The 21,370-nt window shown below is 70.9% G+C and carries 22 protein-coding genes, 5 tRNA genes and 1 pseudogene; 23 read left to right on the plus strand and 5 right to left on the minus strand.

Annotated elements, in window-relative coordinates; genetic code table 11:
• The first annotated feature begins 104 nt into the window (after nt 1–104).
• The 6 genes from ACWGIF_RS33890 to ACWGIF_RS33915 all read left to right on the plus strand — a co-directional run bounded on the left by ACWGIF_RS33890 (nt 105) and on the right by ACWGIF_RS33915 (nt 1,417).
• Entirely contained in the window at nt 105–833 is a 729-nt protein-coding gene (locus tag ACWGIF_RS33890) for an HAD family hydrolase (protein WP_453503266.1), read from the plus strand.
• A gap of 86 nt (nt 834–919) precedes the next feature.
• Nucleotides 920–991 (plus strand) — tRNA-Gln (locus ACWGIF_RS33895).
• 27 nt (nt 992–1,018) lie between these two features.
• A tRNA-Glu gene (locus tag ACWGIF_RS33900) sits at nt 1,019–1,091 on the plus strand.
• A gap of 61 nt (nt 1,092–1,152) precedes the next feature.
• A tRNA-Glu gene (locus ACWGIF_RS33905) sits at nt 1,153–1,225 on the plus strand.
• A 24-nt stretch (nt 1,226–1,249) separates the two neighbouring features.
• Nucleotides 1,250–1,321: transfer RNA gene (locus tag ACWGIF_RS33910), tRNA-Gln, on the plus strand.
• Between the two features lie 23 nt (nt 1,322–1,344).
• Nucleotides 1,345–1,417: transfer RNA gene (locus tag ACWGIF_RS33915), tRNA-Glu, on the plus strand.
• Nucleotides 1,418–1,591: 174 nt separating this feature from the next.
• Here the strand turns inward: ACWGIF_RS33915 and ndgR are convergent.
• Nucleotides 1,592–2,308, minus strand: coding sequence for an IclR family transcriptional regulator NdgR (ndgR, locus tag ACWGIF_RS33920; protein ID WP_007266782.1), 717 nt, complete (start codon nt 2,306–2,308; stop codon nt 1,592–1,594).
• Nucleotides 2,309–2,492: 184 nt separating this feature from the next.
• Here ndgR and leuC point away from each other — a divergent pair, with 184 nt between their 5' ends.
• From leuC to ACWGIF_RS33940, 4 genes are all read left to right on the plus strand, one after another.
• Complete coding sequence (gene leuC / locus ACWGIF_RS33925) at nt 2,493–3,917, plus strand: 3-isopropylmalate dehydratase large subunit (protein ID WP_453503268.1); 1,425 nt, start codon at nt 2,493–2,495, stop codon at nt 3,915–3,917.
• 3 nt (nt 3,918–3,920) lie between these two features.
• Nucleotides 3,921–4,514, plus strand: a complete 594-nt coding sequence (leuD, locus tag ACWGIF_RS33930) for a 3-isopropylmalate dehydratase small subunit (RefSeq protein WP_453503270.1) — start codon at nt 3,921–3,923, stop codon at nt 4,512–4,514.
• A 137-nt stretch (nt 4,515–4,651) separates the two neighbouring features.
• Entirely contained in the window at nt 4,652–4,879 is a 228-nt protein-coding gene (locus tag ACWGIF_RS33935) for an SCO5555 family protein (RefSeq protein WP_030009267.1), read from the plus strand.
• Nucleotides 4,880–5,023: 144 nt separating this feature from the next.
• Complete coding sequence (locus ACWGIF_RS33940; RefSeq protein ID WP_453503272.1) at nt 5,024–5,701, plus strand: HU family DNA-binding protein; 678 nt, start codon at nt 5,024–5,026, stop codon at nt 5,699–5,701.
• A gap of 321 nt (nt 5,702–6,022) precedes the next feature.
• Here the strand turns inward: ACWGIF_RS33940 and cofC are convergent.
• Nucleotides 6,023–6,679 (minus strand): annotated as a pseudogene (gene cofC, locus ACWGIF_RS33945) (2-phospho-L-lactate guanylyltransferase); the annotation flags it as partial.
• Nucleotides 6,680–6,869: 190 nt separating this feature from the next.
• Between cofC and ACWGIF_RS33950 the strand changes: the two are divergent.
• From ACWGIF_RS33950 to ACWGIF_RS33960, 3 genes are read left to right on the plus strand one after another with little or no spacing between them, the layout of a single operon-like run.
• Nucleotides 6,870–7,622, plus strand: coding sequence for a lysophospholipid acyltransferase family protein (locus ACWGIF_RS33950; protein WP_453503274.1), 753 nt, complete (start codon nt 6,870–6,872; stop codon nt 7,620–7,622).
• The gene (locus ACWGIF_RS33955; protein ID WP_453503276.1) at nt 7,619–8,629 is read left to right on the plus strand and encodes an NAD(P)H-dependent glycerol-3-phosphate dehydrogenase; all 1,011 of its coding nucleotides are present in this window, start codon (nt 7,619–7,621) and stop codon (nt 8,627–8,629) included. The genes ACWGIF_RS33950 and ACWGIF_RS33955 overlap by 4 nt, the downstream gene beginning before the upstream one ends.
• A gap of 39 nt (nt 8,630–8,668) precedes the next feature.
• On the plus strand, nt 8,669–9,826 hold the full coding sequence (locus tag ACWGIF_RS33960; protein ID WP_453503278.1) for a D-alanine--D-alanine ligase family protein: 1,158 nt from the start codon (nt 8,669–8,671) through the stop codon (nt 9,824–9,826).
• A 76-nt stretch (nt 9,827–9,902) separates the two neighbouring features.
• Here ACWGIF_RS33960 and ACWGIF_RS33965 read toward each other — a convergent pair whose 3' ends face one another.
• Nucleotides 9,903–10,367, minus strand: a complete 465-nt coding sequence (locus ACWGIF_RS33965) for a DUF3515 domain-containing protein (RefSeq protein ID WP_453503280.1) — start codon at nt 10,365–10,367, stop codon at nt 9,903–9,905.
• 59 nt (nt 10,368–10,426) lie between these two features.
• Nucleotides 10,427–10,660 carry an Lrp/AsnC family transcriptional regulator gene (locus ACWGIF_RS33970; RefSeq protein WP_008739890.1) on the minus strand — a complete coding sequence of 78 codons (234 nt, stop codon included), beginning with the start codon at nt 10,658–10,660 and terminating at the stop codon, nt 10,427–10,429.
• Between the two features lie 248 nt (nt 10,661–10,908).
• Between ACWGIF_RS33970 and ACWGIF_RS33975 the strand changes: the two genes are divergently transcribed.
• Both ACWGIF_RS33975 and thiD read left to right on the plus strand, forming a co-directional pair.
• The gene (locus ACWGIF_RS33975) at nt 10,909–11,892 is read left to right on the plus strand and encodes a thiamine-phosphate kinase (protein WP_453503282.1); all 984 of its coding nucleotides are present in this window, start codon (nt 10,909–10,911) and stop codon (nt 11,890–11,892) included.
• Entirely contained in the window at nt 11,889–12,698 is an 810-nt protein-coding gene (thiD, locus tag ACWGIF_RS33980; protein WP_453503284.1) for a bifunctional hydroxymethylpyrimidine kinase/phosphomethylpyrimidine kinase, read from the plus strand. The genes ACWGIF_RS33975 and thiD overlap by 4 nt, the downstream gene beginning before the upstream one ends.
• A 97-nt stretch (nt 12,699–12,795) precedes the next feature.
• On the opposite strand, the gene rpmB is transcribed toward thiD, so the two are convergent.
• Complete coding sequence (rpmB, locus tag ACWGIF_RS33985; protein WP_007266795.1) at nt 12,796–12,981, minus strand: 50S ribosomal protein L28; 186 nt, start codon at nt 12,979–12,981, stop codon at nt 12,796–12,798.
• Nucleotides 12,982–13,220: 239 nt separating this feature from the next.
• Between rpmB and ACWGIF_RS33990 the strand changes: the two genes are divergently transcribed.
• The 8 genes from ACWGIF_RS33990 (at nt 13,221) to rnc (ending at nt 21,330) form a co-directional block, all read left to right on the plus strand.
• On the plus strand, nt 13,221–14,984 hold the full coding sequence (locus tag ACWGIF_RS33990; RefSeq protein WP_453503286.1) for a DAK2 domain-containing protein: 1,764 nt from the start codon (nt 13,221–13,223) through the stop codon (nt 14,982–14,984).
• A 26-nt stretch (nt 14,985–15,010) separates the two neighbouring features.
• Nucleotides 15,011–17,218, plus strand: a complete 2,208-nt coding sequence (gene recG, locus ACWGIF_RS33995; protein ID WP_453503288.1) for an ATP-dependent DNA helicase RecG — start codon at nt 15,011–15,013, stop codon at nt 17,216–17,218.
• A gap of 72 nt (nt 17,219–17,290) precedes the next feature.
• Nucleotides 17,291–17,869 (plus strand): 16S rRNA (guanine(966)-N(2))-methyltransferase RsmD, encoded by a 579-nt coding sequence (gene rsmD, locus ACWGIF_RS34000; protein WP_453503290.1) that lies wholly within the window; start codon nt 17,291–17,293, stop codon nt 17,867–17,869.
• Between the two features lie 14 nt (nt 17,870–17,883).
• The gene (coaD, locus tag ACWGIF_RS34005; RefSeq protein ID WP_453503298.1) at nt 17,884–18,363 is read left to right on the plus strand and encodes a pantetheine-phosphate adenylyltransferase; all 480 of its coding nucleotides are present in this window, start codon (nt 17,884–17,886) and stop codon (nt 18,361–18,363) included.
• A gap of 103 nt (nt 18,364–18,466) precedes the next feature.
• The gene (locus ACWGIF_RS34010; RefSeq protein WP_453503292.1) at nt 18,467–19,510 is read left to right on the plus strand and encodes a DivIVA domain-containing protein; all 1,044 of its coding nucleotides are present in this window, start codon (nt 18,467–18,469) and stop codon (nt 19,508–19,510) included.
• A gap of 68 nt (nt 19,511–19,578) precedes the next feature.
• Nucleotides 19,579–20,289 (plus strand): YceD family protein, encoded by a 711-nt coding sequence (locus ACWGIF_RS34015; RefSeq protein WP_453503294.1) that lies wholly within the window; start codon nt 19,579–19,581, stop codon nt 20,287–20,289.
• A gap of 2 nt (nt 20,290–20,291) precedes the next feature.
• Nucleotides 20,292–20,465 (plus strand): 50S ribosomal protein L32, encoded by a 174-nt coding sequence (gene rpmF / locus ACWGIF_RS34020; RefSeq protein WP_003965982.1) that lies wholly within the window; start codon nt 20,292–20,294, stop codon nt 20,463–20,465.
• Between the two features lie 19 nt (nt 20,466–20,484).
• Entirely contained in the window at nt 20,485–21,330 is an 846-nt protein-coding gene (gene rnc / locus ACWGIF_RS34025) for a ribonuclease III (RefSeq protein WP_453503296.1), read from the plus strand.
• The last annotated feature ends 40 nt before the right edge of the window (nt 21,331–21,370 follow it).

Below are 21,370 nucleotides of genomic sequence, written 5' to 3' on the forward strand. Positions count from 1 at the left end.
CGGCAGCCGGCCGGGCTGCCGCCCCCTGCGGCGTTGTGGACCGGAGCACGGCAAGCCCCGCAAAGGCCCTCCGCGCTCGCCCGCGCGGGCATAGGCTCGGCCGTATGCCGATCCGCGCCGTGCTGTGGGACATCGACGACACCCTCTTCGACTACACGGGGGCCGACGCCGTCGGCCTCGCGCGGCAGCTGGAGGCAGGGCGGATCGCGGAGCGGTACGGGACCCGCGCGCAGGCGCTCGCGCTGTGGCGGGAGATCACCGAACGGCACTGGGCGCGCTTCGCCGCCGGTGAGGGCACCTTCCAGGGGCAGCGGCAGGACCGGGTGCGGGAGTTCCTCGACGAGCCCGGAATGACCGCGGCCGAGGCCGACGCCTGGTTCGACCAGTACGTCGAGCACTACAAGGCGGCCTGGACCGTCTTCCCCGACGTCGTGCCCGCCCTCGACGCCCTCGCGGCCGGCTACCGGCACGGGGTGCTCTCCAACTCCTCCACCGCCAACCAGGACCCCAAGCTGCGCCACCTCGGCCTGCGCGAGCGCTTCGAGGTACTGCTCTGCGCCGTCGAACTCGGGGTCAGCAAGCCCGAGGCGCGGGCCTTCCTGGCCGCGTGCGAGGCGCTCGGACTGCCGCCGGGAGACGTGGCGTACGTGGGGGACCAGCCCGAGATCGACGCGCGCGGGGCCCGTGACGCCGGACTGCTGGCCGTCTGGCTCGACCGCGACGGCGGCCGCGGGCCGGGGCCCGACGGCGCGCACCGCATCGAGGGGCTTGATCGGCTTCCGGAGCTGCTGGCACGGGATACCCGTTTTGGAGCACGGTCAGGCATCCGGTAATGTTCTTTCTGCGCCGCCGGAGCGGGCCGAAAGGCCGGACGGAGGCGACACCCGAAGGAAAGACCCCTCAAGGGGTTGACTTTTGGTGGGGTATAGTGTAATTGGCAACACGAGGGTTTCTGGTTCCCTTATTCTAGGTTCGAGTCCTGGTACCCCAGCGCAGTGCAGCAGTAACGCAGTGCTTTGCCCCCGTTGTGTAGCGGCCTAGCACGCCGCCCTCTCAAGGCGGTAGCGCCGGTTCGAATCCGGTCGGGGGTACAGATCCTTCCCGCGAGATCTCCAGGGTCGCACCCGGACGTCTTGATGCAGGATCGCTAGGGCCCCCGTTGTGTAGCGGCCTAGCACGCCGCCCTCTCAAGGCGGTAGCGCCGGTTCGAATCCGGTCGGGGGTACTGTTGGTCTGGTCTAGACCACTTTGGGCTATAGTGTAATTGGCAACACGAGGGTTTCTGGTTCCCTTATTCTAGGTTCGAGTCCTGGTAGCCCAGCGCAGTAACAGCAGCACCAGCTAGCCCCCGTTGTGTAGCGGCCTAGCACGCCGCCCTCTCAAGGCGGTAGCGCCGGTTCGAATCCGGTCGGGGGTACGCATCGAAGAGGCCCTCCGCGTCCATCGCGGAGGGCCTCTTCGCGTTGTCCCCGCGCAGGATCACGGAGGTAAGTACGGGCCCGGAGGCGCGTGTTCGGACGTGTGCGGCGTCGTACGCGCCCCCGGACCCGGGGGATGGGCGGGGGAGGCCCTGTTCGGGCCGGGAGGGTGATCAGCCGGAGCGGCGCAGGGCCTCCGTGAGGCGGGCGGCCGCGTCGATGACGGCCTGGGCGTGCATCCGGCCCGGGTGGCGGGTCAGCCGCTCGATCGGCCCGGAGACCGACACGGAGGCCACCACGCGGTTCGACGGCCCGCGCACCGGCGCCGATACGGAGGCCACGCCGGGCTCCCGCTCGCCGATCGACTGCGCCCAGCCGCGACGCCGTACGCCCGAGAGCGCCGTCGCCGTGAAGCGCGCACCCTGCAGGCCGCGGTGGAGCCGCTCGGGCTCCTCCCACGCCATCAGGATCTGAGCCGCCGAGCCGGCCTTCATCGGGAGCGTCGAGCCCACGGGGACGGTGTCCCGCAGGCCGGACAGCCGCTCGGCGGCCGCCACGCAGATGCGCATGTCTCCCTGACGGCGGTAGAGCTGCGCGCTCTCGCCCGTCACGTCACGGAGGTGGGTGAGTACAGGTCCGGCCGTGGCCAGCAGGCGGTCCTCGCCGGCCGCGGCGGCGAGCTCCGCCAGCCGCGGCCCGAGGATGAACCGGCCCTGCATGTCCCTCGCCACCATCCGGTGGTGTTCCAGTGCCACGGCAAGGCGATGTGCCGTGGGTCGTGCGAGCCCTGTCGCCGCGACCAGCCCGGCGAGGGTGGCCGGACCGGACTCCAGTGCGCTCAGTACCAGAGCTGCCTTGTCGAGAACGCCGACGCCGCTAGAGTTGTCCATGAAACGATATTCGCGTCTCACACTGTGAAACGCAAGTTCAATTTTTCCAAGAACCAGAGACTCTGTATGTGCGGGTCCACGAACCACTGGGTCCGAGCCGTCGTCCGGGACGTGGGGTACGGACGGCACGGCGCACAAGATCTCTATGAAGCGCCGGCACAACCGGCCGGCCGGAGGGAAAGCGATGGGTAGGACACTCGCGGAGAAGGTCTGGGACGACCATGTCGTCCGGCGCGCCGAAGGCGAGCCCGACCTCCTCTTCATCGATCTGCACCTGCTGCACGAGGTGACCAGCCCGCAGGCCTTCGAAGGACTGCGTCAGGCCGGCCGCAAGGTCCGACGCCTCGACCTCACCATCGCGACCGAGGACCACAACACCCCCACCCTCGACATCGACAAGCCGATCGCGGACCCGGTCTCCCGGGCCCAGCTGGAGACGCTGCGCAAGAACTGCGCCGAGTTCGGCGTCCGCCTGCACTCCCTGGGCGACGTCGAGCAGGGCGTCGTCCACGTCGTGGGACCGCAGCTGGGTCTGACCCAGCCCGGCACCACCGTGGTCTGCGGCGACTCGCACACCTCCACGCACGGCGCCTTCGGCGCGCTGGCCTTCGGCATCGGCACCAGCCAGGTCGAGCACGTGCTGGCCACCCAGACGCTGCCGCTGGCCCGCCCGAAGACGATGGCGATCACCGTCACCGGCGCACTGGCCGAGGGTGTCACCGCGAAGGACCTGATCCTGGCGATCATCGCCAAGATCGGTACCGGCGGCGGCCAGGGCTACATCCTGGAGTACCGCGGCGAGGCCGTCGAGAAGCTCTCGATGGAAGCCCGCATGACCATCTGCAACATGTCGATCGAGGCCGGCGCCCGGGCGGGCATGATCGCCCCCGACCAGACCACCTTCGACTACCTGCAGGGCCGCGACCACGCCCCCGTGGGCGAGGACTGGGACGCGGCGGTCGCGTACTGGAAGACCCTGCGCACCGACGACGACGCGGTCTTCGACGCCGAGGTCGTCATCGACGGCACGACGCTGGCCCCGTTCGTCACCTGGGGTACGAACCCGGGCCAGGGTGCGCCCCTGTCGGCCAACGTCCCCGACCCTGCTTCGTACGAGGACGCTTCGGAGCGCCACGCCGCCGAAAAGGCCCTGGAGTACATGGGGTTGACCGCCGGGCAGCCGCTGCGCGACATCAAGGTCGACACCGTCTTCGTAGGTTCCTGCACCAACGGCCGCATCGAGGACCTGCGTGCCGTCGCCGGGATCATCGAGGGGCGCAAAGTCGCCGACGGCGTACGGATGCTGGTCGTCCCGGGCTCGGTCCGGGTCGCCCTGCAGGCCGTCGAAGAGGGCCTGGACAAGGTCTTCAAGGAGGCCGGCGCCGAGTGGCGGCACGCGGGCTGTTCGATGTGTCTGGGCATGAACCCCGACCAACTGGCGCCCGGTGAACGCTCCGCGTCCACCTCCAACCGCAACTTCGAGGGCCGGCAGGGCAAGGGCGGACGGACCCACCTGGTCTCCCCGCAGGTGGCCGCCGCCACCGCGGTGCTGGGCCATCTGGCCTCGCCCGCCGACCTGTCCGACGCCCACGCGACCGCCGGAGTCTGAACCATGGAAGCCTTCACCACCCACACCGGCCGGGCCGTCCCGCTGCGCCGCAGCAACGTCGACACCGACCAGATCATCCCGGCCCACTGGCTGAAGAAGATCACCCGTGACGGATTCGAGGACGGGCTCTTCGAGGCCTGGCGCAAGGACCCGGAGTTCGTCACGAACCGCCCGGAGCGCGCCGGCGCGACCGTACTGGTCGCCGGCCCCGACTTCGGCACCGGTTCCTCGCGCGAGCACGCCGTCTGGGCCCTGCAGAACTTCGGCTTCAAGACGGTCATCTCCTCCCGCTTCGCCGACATCTTCCGCGGGAACTCGCTGAAGAACGGCCTGCTGACCGTCGTACTCCCGCAGGAGACCGTCGAGCAGCTGTGGAAGCTGACCGAGGCCGACCCCACGGCCGAGATCACGGTCGACCTGGTCGACCGCCAGGTGCGAGCGGAAGGCGTCGTCGCGGAGTTCGAACTCGACGACAACGCCCGCTGGCGTCTGCTGGAGGGCCTGGACGACATCTCGCTCACCCTTCAGAACGAAGCGGACATCGCCACGTACGAAAGCGGCCGCCCGGCCTTCAAGCCGCGCACCATTCAGTCCTGATTCCTGCCTGATCAGCGCTTATTCACCTTCGGGTGATCACATCGACAACACTGTGCCCCTCGCCCTACGGCGGGGGGCACAGCCGTTTGTTGAGGCCCCGTGAGGCGACAACTCGCCCCAGATGGCACAATCTGTGCATGGAACGCGACAGTCAACTCGAGCTCTACGAACTCGTCGCGGACCGGTTGAAAGAAGCACACACACGGGTGCGCTCACTGCAAGTCCCGGAGGGCGTAAGGATGGCGCTGTCCCGGAAGCTGTTGGTCGTCACGGCCGCGGCGAAGCATGATCTCGCCGATGCGGCAAGGCGCCTGGACAGGTTGATGAAGGACCTCGACGAGGGTCGATTCCCTGAAGGCGACTGATGCGAAGGAACTCCGTAACGGCCTACAGCGTTGCGGCACTAGGGTGATTAGCCCGTTTCGTGTTTGATTTGCGGTATATATCCGCCTAACGTGCGAAATAAGCTTGAACACATTCGTTCTGGCGAAGTCTCCGAAGGGGAAGACGTGAACAAGGCGCAGCTCGTAGAAGCGATTGCCGACAAGCTGGGCGGCCGCCAGCAGGCCGCGGATGCTGTCGACGCGGTACTGGACGCGATCGTCCGCGCTACCGTCGCGGGCGACCGGGTCTCGGTCACGGGCTTCGGCTCGTTCGAGAAGGTCGACCGTCCGGCCCGTTACGCCCGCAACCCGCAGACGGGAGAGCGCGTCCGGGTCAAGAAGACCTCGGTCCCCCGATTCCGCGCCGGCCAGGGCTTCAAGGACCTGGTCAGCGGTACCAAAAAGCTGCCCAAGGGCGGCGAGGTGTCGGTGAAGAAGGCCCCCAAGGGGAGCCTCACGGGTGGTGCCTCCGCGACGGTCAAGAAGGCCGCGGCGAAGAAGGCCACCACCGCCAAGAAGGCCGCGGCAAAGTCCACGGCCGCAAAGACCACGGCGAAGAAGACCACCGGGACCGCCAAGAAGGCGGCGGTGAAGAGCACGCCGACGGCGAAGAAGGCCACAGCCACCGCCAAGAAGGCCACCCCCGCAGCGAAGAAGACCACGCCTGCGGCGAAGAAGACCACCGCCACCGCGAAGAAGACCGCGCCGGCGGCCAAGAAGGTCACCGCAGCGACGAAGGCGCCCGCCAAGAAGACGGCGACGCGCAAGGCCACCGCGAAGAAGACCACCGCCCGCAAGAAGTAGAAGCAGGGCACGAGTCACACACGCCGGGCCGGCTTCCCCCATGCGGGGAGGCCGGCCCGCGGTGCGTCCAGGCCGCCACGGCCGATCCGGAGCGCACCGGTTGTCGTAGGTTTGCGCAGGTCAGAAGGTCTGCAGCGTGATGAGGGTGATGCGCAGGCCGGCGCCCTCGCCGTCCGTCTCGATCCGGACCCGCTGCCCGGGCCGCAGCAGCCGCAGGCCGCCCGCGTCGAAGGCCGGGGCCTCGAAGGCCACCGGGGTGCCGTCGTCCAGCAGCACACTGCCGCTGCGGGTCTGGGAGTCGTACGTGTACGCGGTCGCCTGCATACCGGCACTGTATCGGGCCGTGTGACGCCCCACCCCGAGGGTGAGCGCCGTCCGCAGGTCCGCCCCGGTGTCCACGTCCCGGCGTACGCTCTCGACGTCCGCGAGGGCGATTTCGACCGCCCCGGAGGCCGAATGCCTGGCGCGCGACGGCCCGCCGAAGGAGGGGGACAATTCCACGTCCGGCGCGGCGGAAAGTAAGGTCGTCCCGATTCCGGCCGCATCCGCCAGAAATGCCCGGGGAAATGCCGAGGCGTTTTCGAGCACGCGTAGCAATTCGGGGGGCCGCAGCGCCGGCAGGTCGGCGTTCATCGCGGCCACCGCGGCGCCGGGCCGGCCCGACCGCACCGCCCGCGCCCCGTGGGCCAGCGCCGCGTTGAGTCCGGCCGCCGGCGCGTCCGGGACGATCCGCGCCCCCAGCCGTGCCAGTTCCGCCGCGGCCGCGTGATCGTCCGTGACGACCACCACATCCGCCACCGCCGCGCAGGCCAGGGCCCCCGCGACCGTGTCCTGGGCGAAGGCCAGGGCGAGGCCCGGACGGGAGGCGCCCACGGCCGCCGCGAGGCGGCTCTTGGCCACCGCCAAAGGCTTCAGCGGGACCACCAGACTCCAGACGGCGTTCGTGGCCGACCCCTTCCCTCCGGTGTGCTCCGGCACATTCCTCGACCACGGTCAGGTCATGGCCGCGTCATGTGTCGGCCCATTGTCACCTCCGCCCGGGCGGCCCGGGAGTCCGGTGGCCTGAGCGGGGCGTACGGTGTTCTCGACAGAGACCGGGCCTGGGGCGACACTTGTCCGGCCGACGAGGTGCCCAAGCCGCGCACCGGTCCTAGAGGAAGGTGTCCGAGTGTCCCGCCGCAGAATCGGCTTCTGGTACCGCCTGGCGGCGGTCATCGCAAAACCGCCGCTGGTAGTGCTCTTCAAGCGGGACTGGCGGGGAATGGAGCACATTCCGGCCGAGGGCGGATTTATCACCGCCGTCAATCACAACTCGTATCTGGACCCGCTCTCCTACGCGCACTTCCAGTACAACACCGGCCGCGTCCCCCGATTGCTCGCGAAGGCCGCCCTCTTCAAGGTCCCTATTGTCGGGTCGATCCTGCGCGGATCGGGGCAGATCCCCGTCTACCGGGAGAGCACCAACGCCCTGGACGCATTCCGGGCCGCGGTGGACGCCATCGAGCGTGGCGAATGCGTGGCCTTTTACCCGGAGGGCACCCTCACCCGGGACCCCGACATGTGGCCGATGGCCGGCAAGACCGGCGCCGCCCGCGTCGCCCTGATCACCAAGGCGCCCGTCATTCCGGTGGCCCAGTGGGGTGCGAACCTCGCGATGCCGCCGTACGCCAAGGAGAACAAGGTCCGGCTCTTCCCGCGCAAGACACTCCAGGTGCTCGCCGGACCGCCGGTGGACCTCTCCGCCTTCTACGACCGGGAACCCACCCCGGACGTGCTCAAGGAGGCCACCGAGGTCATCATGGCGGCCGTCACCGAGCTGCTGGAGGAGGTGCGGGGAGAGACCGCGCCCGAGCAGCCGTACGACCATCGCAACGCCAGGGCGGAACAGCGGCGCAAGGCCGCAGGGGAGGGCAAGAAGTGACACGTCCCGTAAAGGCGACCGTCTTCGGAACAGGCTCCTGGGGCACGGCCTTCGCCATCGTGCTCGCCGACGCCGGCTGCGAGGTGACCCTCTGGGGCCGCCGCCGGGAGGTCGTCGACGCCATCAACACCGGCCGGACCAACCCGGACTACTTCCCCGACGTGGAACTCCCCGCGAACATCCGGGCGACCACCGACCCGGCCGAGGCCGCCGCCGGCGCGGACTTCACCGTCCTCGCCGTCCCCTCCCAGACCCTGCGCGACAACCTCGCCGCCTGGGCCCCGCTGCTGGCCCCCGACACGGTGCTCGTCTCCCTCATGAAGGGCATCGAACTCGGCACCGCCAAGCGGATGAGCGAGGTCATCGAGGAGGTGGCCAAGGTCCCCTCCGAGCGCATCGCCGTGGTCACCGGCCCCAACCTGGCCGCCGAGATCGCCGCCCGCCAGCCCGCCGCCTCCGTCGTCGCCTGCGTGGACGAGGGCGTGGCCCAGCGCCTCCAGGCCGCCTGCCACACCGCGTACTTCCGCCCGTACACGAGCACCGACGTGACCGGCTGCGAACTCGGCGGCGCCGTCAAGAACGTCATCGGCCTCGCCGTCGGCATCGCGGACGGCATGGGCCTGGGCGACAACACCAAGGGCTCGCTCATCACCCGCGGACTCGCCGAAGCCACCCGGCTGGGCGTGGCGATGGGCGCCGACCCGCTCACCTTCTCCGGCCTCGCGGGCCTCGGCGACCTGGTCGCCACCTGCTCCTCGCCGCTCTCCCGGAACCACACCTTCGGCACCAACCTCGGCCGCGGTATGACCCTCGAGGAGACCATCGCGGTCACCAAGCAGACCGCCGAGGGGGTCAAGTCCTGCCAGTCGGTGGCCGATCTGGCCCGCCGGCACGGAGTGGACATGCCGATCACCGACACCGTGGTGGACATCGTCCACCACGGCAAGCCGACCCTGGTCGCGCTGAAGGAACTGATGGGCCGCAGCGCCAAACCGGAACGTCGCTGACTCCATTCCGGACGCATGAGCGGGTACTCTCGTGGCGATATGAGCAGCGAGAACCTCCCCCAGACCCCTGAGCAGCAGGGCCGCAAGCCCCGCGTGGCCGTCGTGTTCGGCGGCCGCAGCTCGGAACACGCCATCTCGGTCGTCACGGCGGGCGCCGTGCTGCGCTCCATCGACCGGTCCAAGTACGAGGTGCTGCCCATCGGCATCACCACGGACGGCCGATGGGCGCTGACCGCCGACGAGCCCGAGCGGATGGCCATCGCCGACCGAAGGCTGCCGAGCGTCGAGGAGCTCGCCGAGTCCGAGGACGGCGCCGTCGTGCTCTCGGTCGACCCGGCGAGCCGCCAGGTGGTCTACACCGAGCCGGGCGCCGTCCCGAAGGCCCTGGGCGAGGTGGACGTCGTCTTCCCCGTGCTGCACGGCCCGTATGGCGAGGACGGCACCCTCCAGGGCCTCCTGGAACTCTCCGGCATCCCGTACGTCGGTTCGGGCGTCCTCGCCTCGGCCGTCGGCCAGGACAAGGACTACATGAAGCGGGTGTTCACGTCCTTCGGGCTGCGTGTCGGCCCGTACGTGACCATCCGCCCCCGCGAGTGGGAAGCCGACCAGGACGCCGCCCGCGGCAGGATCCTCGACTTCGCCGCCGAGCACGGCTGGCCGCTGTTCATCAAGCCCGCCCGGGCCGGCTCCTCCATCGGCATCACCAAGGTCGACGACGCCTCCGGCCTGGACGCCGCCGTCAAGGAGGCCCGGCGCCACGACCCGAAGATCATCGTGGAGGCGCTGCTGCGCGGCCGGGAGATCGAGTGCGGGGTCCTGGAGTTCGAGGACGGTCCGCGTGCGAGCGCGCCCGCCGAGATCCCGCCGGTCTCCAGCCACGACTTCTACGACTTCGAGGCGAAGTACATCGACTCCGCCTCCGGGATCGTGCCGGCGCCGCTCACCCCGGAGCAGACCGCCGAGGTGCAGCGCCTCGCGATCGAGGCCTTCGAGGCCGCGTCCTGCGAAGGCCTGGTGCGCGCCGACTTCTTCCTCACCGAGGACGGCACCTTCGTCATCAACGAGATCAACACGATGCCGGGCTTCACGCCGATCTCCATGTACCCGCTGATGTGGCAGAAGTCGGGCATCGAGTACCCGGAGCTGGTGGACCGCCTGATCCAGGCGGCCCTGCGCCGCTCCACGGGGCTGCGCTAGCCTCCGGGCCCGTACAGCCGACCGCCCGCCGCCCGCCCCGAGGGGCAGGGCCGGCGGGCGGCGGTGTGCTCGGTGCTCAGTACGAGGAGACGCCCTCGGGCACGGTGGCGGCTATCGCCGCGGACAGGCCGACGAGCATCCCCGCGTCCGTGGCATGCTCCTTGTCGATCTGGACCTCCGTGTACGCCTTCCGCAGCCCGGTGGTGAACCGGAAACCGCCGTCGGGCAGCTTCTCCAGCAGCCAGGCCACGTCGTTCACGTGGACGCCCTCCTGCTTCGGATCCGCCATCTCGGGGGGCTTGGGGATACCGCACCGCAGTACGATCGCCGAGCCGCCCCATGCGGCGGTCAGAGCGGACTCCGGTTCGGTCGTGGTCCGCGCCAGGCCGGCCACCGTCTCCGGGAGTTCCTCGTGCAGAGCTGCACAGAACCCCGCGACGTCGGCGGGCGGCGTGGGCGGAGGGGCCACCCGGGCCTCGGAACCGCCCGGGGAGCACGCCGAGAGGGCCAGTACGGCCAGGACGGCGGGCACTGCAGTCATGGTGCGGACACGGAGGGGCCGGCGGTGGAGGGACATCACCGGCCAAGAGTAGACGGGGGCTACAGATGGACCACGGGGCAGGTCAAGGTGCGGGTGATCCCCTCCACCTGCTGGACCTTGGCCACGACCATGCGACCGAGCTCGTCGACGGTGTCGGCCTGGGCGCGCACGATCACGTCGTACGGGCCCGTCACGTCCTCGGCCTGGATCACCCCCGGGATCTGGCCGATGGACTCGGCGACGGACGACGCCTTGCCCACTTCGGTCTGGATAAGGATGTACGCCTGTACCACGGAACCTCCAGGGCGGCCACGAGGATCATTTCCCCTAATCTTCGGGTGGACCCCACACGATGCACAGGGGGGCCGGGGGAAGAAGGGACGCCACGGTACCGCGTCGCCGTGCGCCGCGGGGAGACCTACGGGCCCGGCGCCACGCACAGCGGGGCGTACGGAGAGCAGAAGTTGACGTATCTGTTGACGGTACCCAGAGCTGTGACGGCTCGCGACCGCAAGCGGACTGGGCAAGAAGGGGCACAGCGATGAAGGGCACTGTGGGCGAGCTGGGGGAGTTCGGGCTGATCAGGGAGCTCACCTCACGGCTCACCACCACCCCGGCGGTCCGGCTCGGACCGGGCGACGACGCCGCGGTGGTGTCGGCCCCCGACCGGAGGGTCGTGGCGAGCACCGACATCCTGCTGGAGGGCCGGCACTTCCGGCGGGACTGGTCCACGGCCTACGACGTCGGCCGCAAGGCCGCCGCGCAGAACCTCGCCGACATCGCCGCCATGGGCGCGGTGCCCACGGCGCTGCTGCTCGGCCTCGTCGTCCCCGCCGAACTGCCGGTCACCTGGCCCACGGAGCTGATGGACGGCATCCGCGACGAGTGCCAGGTCGCTGGCGCGGCCGTGGTCGGCGGGGACGTGGTCCGCGGGGACGTGATCACCGTCGCCATCACCGCCCTCGGCGACCTGCGCAACCACGAGCCCGTACTGCGCTCCGGCGCCCAGCCCGGCGACGTCGTCGCCGTCACAGGCTGGCTGGGCTGGTCGGCGGCCGGCTTCGCCGTGCTCTCGCGCGGCTTCCGCTCCCCGCGGGCCTTCGTGGAGGCGCACCGGCGCCCCGAACCGCCGTACCACGCCGGCCCCGCGGCCGCCGGACTCGGCGCCACCGCCATGACCGACGTCAGCGACGGACTGATCGCCGACCTCGGGCACATCGCCGAGGCCAGCAAGGTGCGGATCGACCTGCGCTCGGCGGCCGTCGACATCCCGACGCAGATGCACGACATCGGGCAGGCCGTCGGCGTGGACCCGCTGCAGTGGGTGCTCACCGGGGGAGAGGACCACGCGATCGTGGCCACCTTCCCTCCCGACGTGAAACTCCCCGCCCGCTGGAAGGTGATCGGCGAGGTGCTGAACCGCTCCGCGCTGCCCCAGGTGACCGTGGACGGCGCGCCCTGGACCAGCACCGGAGGCTGGGACCACTTCGGGACCGACCCGGCCGCCCAGGAGGGCTCGCCGTGAGTGGCGTGCACGCCGCCCCGCCGCTGTGCCTGACCGTCGCCGGATCCGACTCCGGCGGCGGCGCGGGCATCCAGGCCGACCTCAAGACCATGCTGGCGCTCGGCGTGCACGGCATGAGCGTGGTGACCGCCGTGACCGCGCAGAACTCCCTCGGGGTACGGGGAGCCTGGGAGCTGCCCGCGGAGGCCGTCACGGCCCAGTACCGGGCCGTCGTGGACGACATCGGCGTCCAGGCCGTGAAGACCGGGATGCTCTCCTCCGCCGTCCTGGTCGAGACGGTGGCCGGGCTGCTGGCCGCCACCTCGGCCCCGGCCGTCGTCGACCCCGTCGGCGTCTCCAAGCACGGGGACGCGCTGCTGGCCTCCTCCGCGCTGGACGCCGTACGCAAGGAGCTGCTGCCGAGGGCCACCGTGGCGACCCCCAACCTGGACGAGGTGGCGCAGCTCACGGGGGTCCTGGTGGAGACCGAGGACGACATGCGGCGGGCCGCCGACGCGATCCTCGGCTTCGGGCCCCAGTGGGCGCTGATCAAGGGCGGGCATCTCGCGGCGCACGGCGACGAGGCGGTGGACCTGCTCACCGACGGAACCGAGGAGCGGTGGCTGCGCGCCCCCCGGCACGACAACCGGCACACCCACGGCACGGGCTGCACTCTGGCCAGCGCGGTCGCGGCCGGTCTGGCCAAGGGCCTGGCCGTCCCGGAGGCCGTCACCGCCGCCAAGGAGTACGTCACGGGCGCCATCGCCGCCGGCTTCGCGCTCGGCGGGGGCATCGGCCCGGTGGATCACGCCTGGCGTTGGCGCTGAACCCGGTCGGGCACCCCGGACAAGGCAAAAGGCCGGTTCACCAGAGGTGAACCGGCCTTTTTGGCAACCGGAAAGGGCTGCGCTACGACGGGAGGCGTCAGCGCGAGACCTTGCCGGCCTTGATGCACGAGGTGCAGGCGTTGAGGCGCTTCGGCGTCCCATTGACCACGGCACGGACGCGCTGGATGTTCGGGTTCCAGCGACGCGAGGTGCGGCGGTGCGAGTGGGAGATGTTGTTGCCGAAGCTCGGCCCCTTGGCGCAAACGTCGCAGTTGGCAGCCACAGGTCACTCCAAGACTTCAGATGCAATTACAGTGAAACCGGCGCACCGGATTCAGAGGTCTGAAGTGGTTTGCCGGGGAATGGCCCGACTCTCGCCGGGCAACCGGAGCAGCATACAACGACTGCGTCCGTCCAAGAAAACTACCATGGCCGCCGCTGCCCCCGCCCCGTGGTCCGGACGTCCGGGCGGTCCTTCGTTACCCTGCGGTGAACCCTGGCCCGCACAAGGAGGAACGCCCGGTGCCGCACGAGCAGCAGCCGCAGCCCCTTGACGAGCTCGACGCCGAAGCGGTGCGCACCTGGAGCTCGCTGGCGCTGGCCGCGCTGGGCCGGGCCCGCGAGGACATCGACGCGATCAACGTCTACCCGGTCGCCGACGCGGACACCGGCACGAACCTCTACCTCACGGCCGAATCGGCCGACCGCGCGCTGGCCGAGGCCTTCGCGAAGGTGATGGAGGGCACAGCGCAGACCTCCCTGTCCCAGGCCGTACGGGCCTGGGCGCGCGGGGCGCTCGTCGGCGCCCGGGGCAACTCCGGGACGATCCTGGCGCAGCTGCTGCGCGGAGTGGCCGACGTACTCGGCGGCGAGGCGGGAAAGCTGGGGACCGGGAAGCCGGGAGCCGGGCAGCACGGGCTCGCCGAACACGGGCCGGCCGTTGCGGGGTCCGGGGCGGCGCCCGGCGGGTCCGCCGAGCAGGGGCCGGCCGAGCACGGGCCCGGACGGCTGCTGGCCCGGGCGCTGACCCGCGCCGCGGAGGAGGCCTACGCGGCCGTCGCGCACCCGGTGGAGGGCACCATGCTCACCGTCGCCCGGGCCGCGGCGCGGGCGGCCGAGACAGCCGGAGCCGCGGCCGGGACCGCGGCCGAGGTGGCCCGCGCCGCCTACGACGGGGCCCGCGCCGCCTTGGCCGAGACCCCCGGGCAGCTCGCCGCGCTGGGCCGGGCCGGGGTGGTCGACGCCGGGGGCTGCGGGCTGGTCGCCGTACTCGGGGCCCTGTGGCAGGCGCTGTCCGGCGAGGAGCCGGTGGTCGACCCCGTACGCGGCCGGGCGGTGCCCGTGCCGCAGCCGCAGGACCCCTGCGCGCAGCAGGAGGAGGGACCCGCGTACGAGGTGATCTATCTGCTGGAGGCCTCCGAGGCGGCGGTCGGGGACCTGCGCGAACGGCTCGACGGGCTCGGCGACTCCCTGGTCGTGGTCGGCGGCGACGGACTGTGGAACGTCCACGTCCACGTCGACGACCCCGGCGCGGCCGTGGAGGCGGGGGTCGTCGCCGGGCGGCCCTACCGGATACGGATCACGCACTTCGGGGACGAGCGCCGCCGGGCGCGGGGCGAACGCGCCCAGCGGGCCGTCGTCGCCCTGGTCCCCGGCGAAGGGCTGGCCGGGCTGTGCGGGGAGGCGGGAGCGACCACCGTGCTCGTGCGCCCCGGCGAGGTTCCGGCCGTCGCCGAACTGCTCGACGCAGTCCGCCGCGCGCACGCCCGCGAGGTCGTGCTCCTGCCGGGCGGCGGCGAGTTGCGCGCTGCCGCGGCCGCGGCAGCCGAACAGGCCCGCGCCGACGGCGTACGGGTGGCGGTGATCCCCACCCGCTCCGCGGTCCAGGGCCTGGCCGCCCTCGCCGTGCACGACCCCGACGGCAGCTTCGACGAGGACGTGGTCGCCATGACCGCGGCGGCCGGCGCCACCCGGTACGGGGAACTGGCCTTCGCCGAGCGCCAGTCCTTCACCTCGGCCGGCATCTGCCAGGCCGGCGACGTGCTCGGCCTCATCGACGGCGACGTCGCCGTGATCGGCTCGGGCCTGACCGAGACCGCCGAGGCCGTCCTGGAACGGATGCTGAGCTCCGGCGGCGAACTGGTCACCCTGGTCTTGGGAGACGACGTGCCGGACGCCGTCGCCGAGCACCTGGAGGCGTACGTACAGCACGGCCACCTGGCGGTGGACACCGTCACCTACCGGGGCGGCCGGTATGCGGCGCCGCTCCTCATCGGGGTGGAATAGCGGGCTTGTCAGCGCCATGGTGTGCAATGGAACACGTGCCCGCGCTCGACGAAGACCTCAAGAAGACGCTCGGTCCCGCCACCGCCAAGGTGCTGGCCGAGCAGCTCGGCCTGCACACGGCCCTGGACCTGCTCCACCACTACCCGCGGCGGTACGCCGAGCGCGGCGAGCTGACCTCGCTGGCCGGACTCGCCGACCAGATCGACGAGCACGTGACCGTCGTCGCGCAGGTCGCAGACGCCCGGCTGCTGACCTACCAGGGCAGCCGCGGCGGCGGAAAGCGCCTCGAAGTCACCATCACCGACGGCAGCGGCCGGCTCCAGCTGGTCTTCTTCGGCGCCGGCGTCCACAAGCCGCACAAGGACCTGCTGCCCGGCAGCCGCGCGATGTTCGCGGGCAAGGTCTCGAAGTTCAACAACAAGCTTCAGCTCGCCCACCCCGCCTACGAACCGCTCGGCGCCGACGCCTCCGACCGGGACGCGGCCACCGCCTTCGCGAACCAGCTCATCCCGATCTACCCGGCCTGCGCCAAGCTGGAGTCCTGGAAGATCGCCAAGTGCGTGGACGCGGTGCTGCCCAGGGCCCAGGAGGTGGTGGACCCGCTGCCCGGCCCCCTGCGCGAGGGCCGTGGGCTGGTCCCGCTCACCGAGGCCCTGCTGAAGATCCACCGACCGGTCACCAAGGCCGACATCGAGGACGCCCGCCAACGTCTGAAGTGGGACGAGGCCTTCGTCCTCCAGGTCGCCCTGGCCCGCCGCCGCCACGCCGACGCCCAGCTCCCGGCCGTCCCCCGCCGCCCCGTCCCCGGCGGCCTGCTCGACTCCTTCGACGCCAAGCTCCCCTTCACCCTCACCGACGGCCAGCGGAGCGTGTCGAAGGAGATCTTCGACGACCTGGCCACCAGCCACCCCATGCACCGCCTCCTCCAGGGCGAAGTCGGCAGCGGAAAGACACTGGTGGCGCTGCGGGCGATGCTCGCCGTCGTGGACTCCGGCGGACAGGCGGCGATGCTCGCGCCCACCGAGGTGCTCGCCCAGCAGCACCACCGCTCCGTCGTCGAGATGATGGGCGAACTGGCCGAGGGGGGAATGCTCGGCGGCGCAGACCAGGGCACCAAGGTGGTGCTTCTCACCGGGTCGATGGGCGTGCCGGCCCGCCGGCAGGCCCTGCTCGACCTGGTGACCGGTGAGGCCGGGATCGTGATCGGCACGCACGCGCTGATCGAGGACAAGGTGCAGTTCCACGACCTCGGGCTGGTCGTCGTGGACGAGCAGCACCGCTTCGGCGTGGAGCAGCGCGACGCGCTCCGGTCCAAGGGGAAGCAGCCCCCGCACCTGCTCGTGATGACCGCGACCCCGATTCCCCGCACTGTCGCCATGACCGTCTTCGGCGACCTGGAGACCTCCGTCCTCGACCAGCTGCCCGCCGGGCGTTCACCGATCGCCACGCACGTGGTGCCCGCCCAGGACAAGCCGCACTTCCTCGCCCGGGCCTGGGAACGGGTCCGCGAGGAGGTGGAGAACGGCCACCAGGCGTACGTGGTGTGCCCGCGCATCGGGGACGGCGAGGAAGAGCCGAAGAACAAGAAGAAGAAGGCGGCCGAGGAGGACGGGGACAGGCGGCCTCCGCTGGCCGTGCTGGAGATCGCCGAGCAGCTCACCCGCGGTCCGCTGGCCGGGCTGAGCGTCGAGGTGCTGCACGGCCGGATGGACCCGGCCGACAAGGACGACGTCATGCGGCGCTTCACCGCGGGCGAGGTCAAGGTGCTGGTCGCCACCACCGTCATCGAGGTCGGCGTGAACGTCCCCAACTCCACGGTCATGGTGATCATGGACGCGGACCGGTTCGGCGTCTCCCAGCTCCACCAGCTGCGCGGCCGCGTCGGCCGCGGCTCCGCGCCCGGCCTGTGCCTGCTGGTCAGCGAGATGCACGAGGCGAGCCCCGCCCGGGCCCGGCTGGCCGCCGTCGCCGCCACCCTCGACGGCTTCGAGCTCTCGCGCATCGACCTGGAGCAGCGCCGCGAGGGCGACGTGCTGGGCCAGGCCCAGTCCGGAGTGCGGTCCTCCCTGCGGATGCTCGCCGTCATCGAGGACGAGGAGGTCATCGCCCAGGCCCGGGAGGAGGCCGCCCGCGTCGTCGCCGACGACCCCGCGCTCGAGAGGCTGCCGGGCCTGCGGACCGCGCTGGAAGCCCTGCTCGACACCGAGCGCGAGCAGTACCTGGAGAAGGGCTGAGCGGCACGACCTATCGTGGGGGGTGCCGCGGTGTTCCGCGACGCCCCCTACCGCCGTACCGAAGGACCCCAGATGACCCGCGTGATCGCCGGCAGCGCCGGCGGGCGACGGCTGGCCGTGCCCCCGGGCACCGGCACCCGGCCGACCTCGGACCGGATGCGCGAAGGCCTCTTCTCCACCTGGGAGTCGCTGCACGGCGTCGAAGGGGCCCGCGTGCTCGACCTGTACGGGGGATCCGGCGCCGTCGGCCTGGAGGCCCTCTCCCGCGGGGCGTCCCACGCCCTGCTCGTCGAGGCCGACGCCAAGGCCGCCAAGGCGATCCGGGACAACATCAGGACACTGGGCCTGCCCGGCGCGGAGTTCCGTGCCGGCAAGGCCGAGCAGGTCGTGGCGGCCCGGGCGGGCGCGGACCCGTACGACATCGTCTTCCTGGATCCGCCGTACGCCGTGGACAGCGGCGATCTCCGGGAGATCCTCCTCACACTCCGCTCCAATGGCTGGCTCACGGACGATGCGCTCGTCACCGTGGAGCGCAGCACCAGGAGCGGCGCCTTCCCGTGGCCCGAGGGCTTCGAGCCGCTCCGGTCGCGCAAGTACGGCGAGGGCACCCTCTGGTACGGCCGCGCCACCTCCACCAGCGAAGACTCATGAACGAGGGAGTTCAGTTGCGCCGCGCCGTCTGTCCGGGGTCCTTCGATCCCATCCACAACGGACACCTCGATGTCATCGGACGCGCCTCCAGGCTGTACGACGTCGTGCACGTCGCGGTGATGATCAACAAGTCGAAGCAGAGCCTGTTCACCGTCGAGGAGCGGATCGAGCTGATCCGCGAGGCCACCGCCGACTACGGGAACATCCAGGTCGAGTCCTTCCACGGCCTGCTCGTCGACTTCTGCAAGCAGCGGGACATCCCGGCCATCGTCAAGGGCCTGCGCGCGGTCAGCGACTTCGACTACGAGCTCCAGATGGCCCAGATGAACATGGGCCTGTCGGGCGTCGAGACGCTGTTCGTCCCGACCATCCCCACCTACAGCTTTCTGTCCTCCTCGCTGGTCAAGGAGGTCGCGGCCTGGGGCGGCGACGTCGCCCACCTGCTGCCGGCGCACGTGCACACGGCGCTCCTGGAGCGGCTGCGCAACCGCTGACGCCTTGACGGGTCGTCAGTCGGTGTCGGCGGCCCGCCCGGTGGCCTTACAGTCGTCCCGTCCGTCTCAGGACCCGCCTGAGGCCGAGAGAGTGCGAGCCCCCATGGACGTGCAGAAGAAGCTCGACGAGATCGTCGCGGCCGTCGGCGGCGCCCGGTCCATGCCCATGTCGGCCTCCTGCGTGATCAACCGCGCCGAGCTGCTCGCCCAGCTCGAAGAGGTGCGCCAGGCACTCCCCGGCTCGCTCGCGCAGGCTCAGGAGCTCATCGGCGGGCGCGAGCAGATGGTCGAGGAGGCCCGCCGGGAGGCGGAGCGGATCATCGACGCCGCCCACAACCAGCGCGGTTCGCTGATCTCCGACACCGAGATCGCGCGGCGCTCCCAGGCCGAGGCGGACCGGATCCTGGAGGAGGCCCGCCGGGAGGCCGAGGACATCCGGGCCGAGGCCGACGACTACGTCGACAGCAAGCTCGCGAACTTCGAGGTGGTGCTCACCAAGACCATCGGTTCGGTGGACCGGGGCCGGGAGAAGCTCCTGGGCCGCGGCCCGGGCCTGGACGAGCACGGCTACCCGGACGCGGAGGCGCCCGAGCGCAGCCACGACCCGGAGACGCAGCGGCAGCAGGCGGACGCGTACGTGGACACCAAGCTGGCGACCTTCGAGGCGGTCCTCTCCAAGACCCTGGAGGCTGTCGGCCGCGGCCGGCAGAAGCTGCTGGGCAGGGTCCCGTCGGACGACCTGGGCGTCCACATGGCCGCGCAGGACGCCGCAGGCGGGCAGTCCTCCCGGTCGGCGAGCGACGCGGACTTCCTGGCCGGCCTGGCGGAACCGGAGCTCGCGCACGCGCAGGCGCCGATCCCGGCGCAGCCGGAGCCGGTGTACGACACGTACGGCTATCAGCAGCCCGCCGCCCAGCAGCAGGATGCCTACGCCTACCAGGACCCGTACGGCGGTTACCAGCAGCAGCCGGACCCCTACGGGGCCTACCAGCAGCAGCCCGACCCCTATGCCGCGTACCAGCAGCAGCCGCAACAGCCACAGCAGCAGCAGGCTCAGGGCCAGCAGCCCTCGCTCGACGAGACCAGCTTCTTCGACACGAGCATGATCAATCTGGACCAGCTGCGCCAGTACGAGCAGGGGCGCTAGGCCGGATTGGGCGCTGGGCGCCGCTCCGGGTATCCTGGCTGTTCGGTCGCGCGTATGCACCGCGATCCATGCTGCCCTTGAGCGGCGGAATTTTTGATCTTCAGCGATCTGTGAAAGCAGGAACAGCCCTGAACACCCGCCTCGACCACCACAACCCCCTCGTGTTCGACACGCACGAGCTGGGCCGGCGTCCTGGTGCCATGCAGCGGCTGTCCCGTGAGATCGCGGCACCGGCGGACTTCGGTCTCGCCGGCGTCATCGGGGTGCCGGAGGGCGCCCCGGTGAAGCTCAGTCTCCGCCTCGAATCGGTCATGGAAGGGGTGCTTGTCACAGGCACCGCCCGTGCATCGGCCGTGGGGGAGTGCGTAAGGTGTCTGGAGTCCGTCGAGCGTGAGCTCAGGGCGGACTTCCAGGAGATGTTCTCGTACCCTGACGCCGACGACCGGAGCCGCTCCAAGGCGGAACCGGCCGACGACGCCGAGGACGACGAGGACACGCTCTTCCTCGAGGACGGTTTGTTCGACCTCGAACCCGTGCTGCGTGACGTGGTGGTGCTCGCACTGCCCATGCAGCCGGTGTGCCGGGAGGACTGTCTCGGACTGTGCCCCGACTGCGGGCTCAGCCTGAACGACGACCCGGACCACCACCATGACGCCGTCGACATCCGTTGGGCGGCACTGCAGGGACTCGTCGTGACCGATCAGGACGACGAGAAGGACAACATGAGCGGCACTGCCTCTGACGGAGTTCAGGGCGCCGCCGAGAAGCAGGAGAAGTAGCCGTGGCTGTTCCGAAGCGGAAGATGTCGCGCAGCAACACGCGCCACCGCCGGTCGCAGTGGAAGGCTGCGGTCCCCACCCTGGTTTCGTGTGAGCGTTGCCAGGAGCCGAAGCTCCAGCACATTGCGTGCCCGAGCTGCGGCACCTACAACAAGCGCCAGGTCCTCGAGGTCTGAGCGGCTGGTGAGAGGCGCAATGTCTGAGCTGTCCAACGCTGAGAAGCAGGCAGACAGTAACAACGCGGCCTCGTCCCACACGCTTCTGGAAGGGCGGCTCGGGTATCGACTCGAGTCCGCCCTTCTGGTGCGTGCACTGACCCACCGCTCGTACGCGTACGAGAACGGCGGTCTGCCCACCAACGAACGGCTGGAGTTCCTCGGGGACTCCGTGCTGGGCCTGGTGGTCACGGACACGCTGTACACGACCCACCCCGATCTCCCCGAAGGCCAGCTGGCCAAGCTTCGGGCCGCGGTGGTCAACTCGCGCGCACTGGCGGAGGTCGGGCGCGGCCTCGAACTCGGCTCCTTCATCCGGCTCGGCCGGGGCGAAGAGGGCACGGGTGGCCGGGACAAGGCCTCCATCCTCGCCGACACCCTTGAAGCGGTGATCGGCGCGGTCTACCTCGATCAGGGCCTCGACGCGGCCTCGGAGCTGGTCCACCGGCTCTTCGACCCGCTCATCGAGAAGTCCTCGAACCTCGGGGCCGGCCTGGACTGGAAGACCAGTCTCCAGGAGCTCACGGCGGCCGAAGGTCTTGGTGTACCGGAATACCTGGTCACCGAGACCGGTCCGGACCACGAGAAGACCTTCACAGCTGCCGCTCGCGTCGGTGGTGTCTCGTACGGCACCGGCACCGGCCGCAGCAAGAAGGAAGCGGAACAGCAGGCCGCGGAGTCCGCTTGGCGCGGGATCCGTGCCGCGGCGGACGAGCGGATCGCGGCGGCGGCCGCGGCCGCCGCTGCTCCGGCCGAGGTCCCGGCTTCGGCCGAGGCCGAGGACGGCGGGGTGCCGACGCCCGTCGAAACGGCGCCGGACGCCTGACCCTTCCTTCGGAATCTCCCCGCCCGCCCCTGCCTCGCAG

This window comes from Streptomyces sp. NPDC054849 (genome assembly GCF_053610945.1).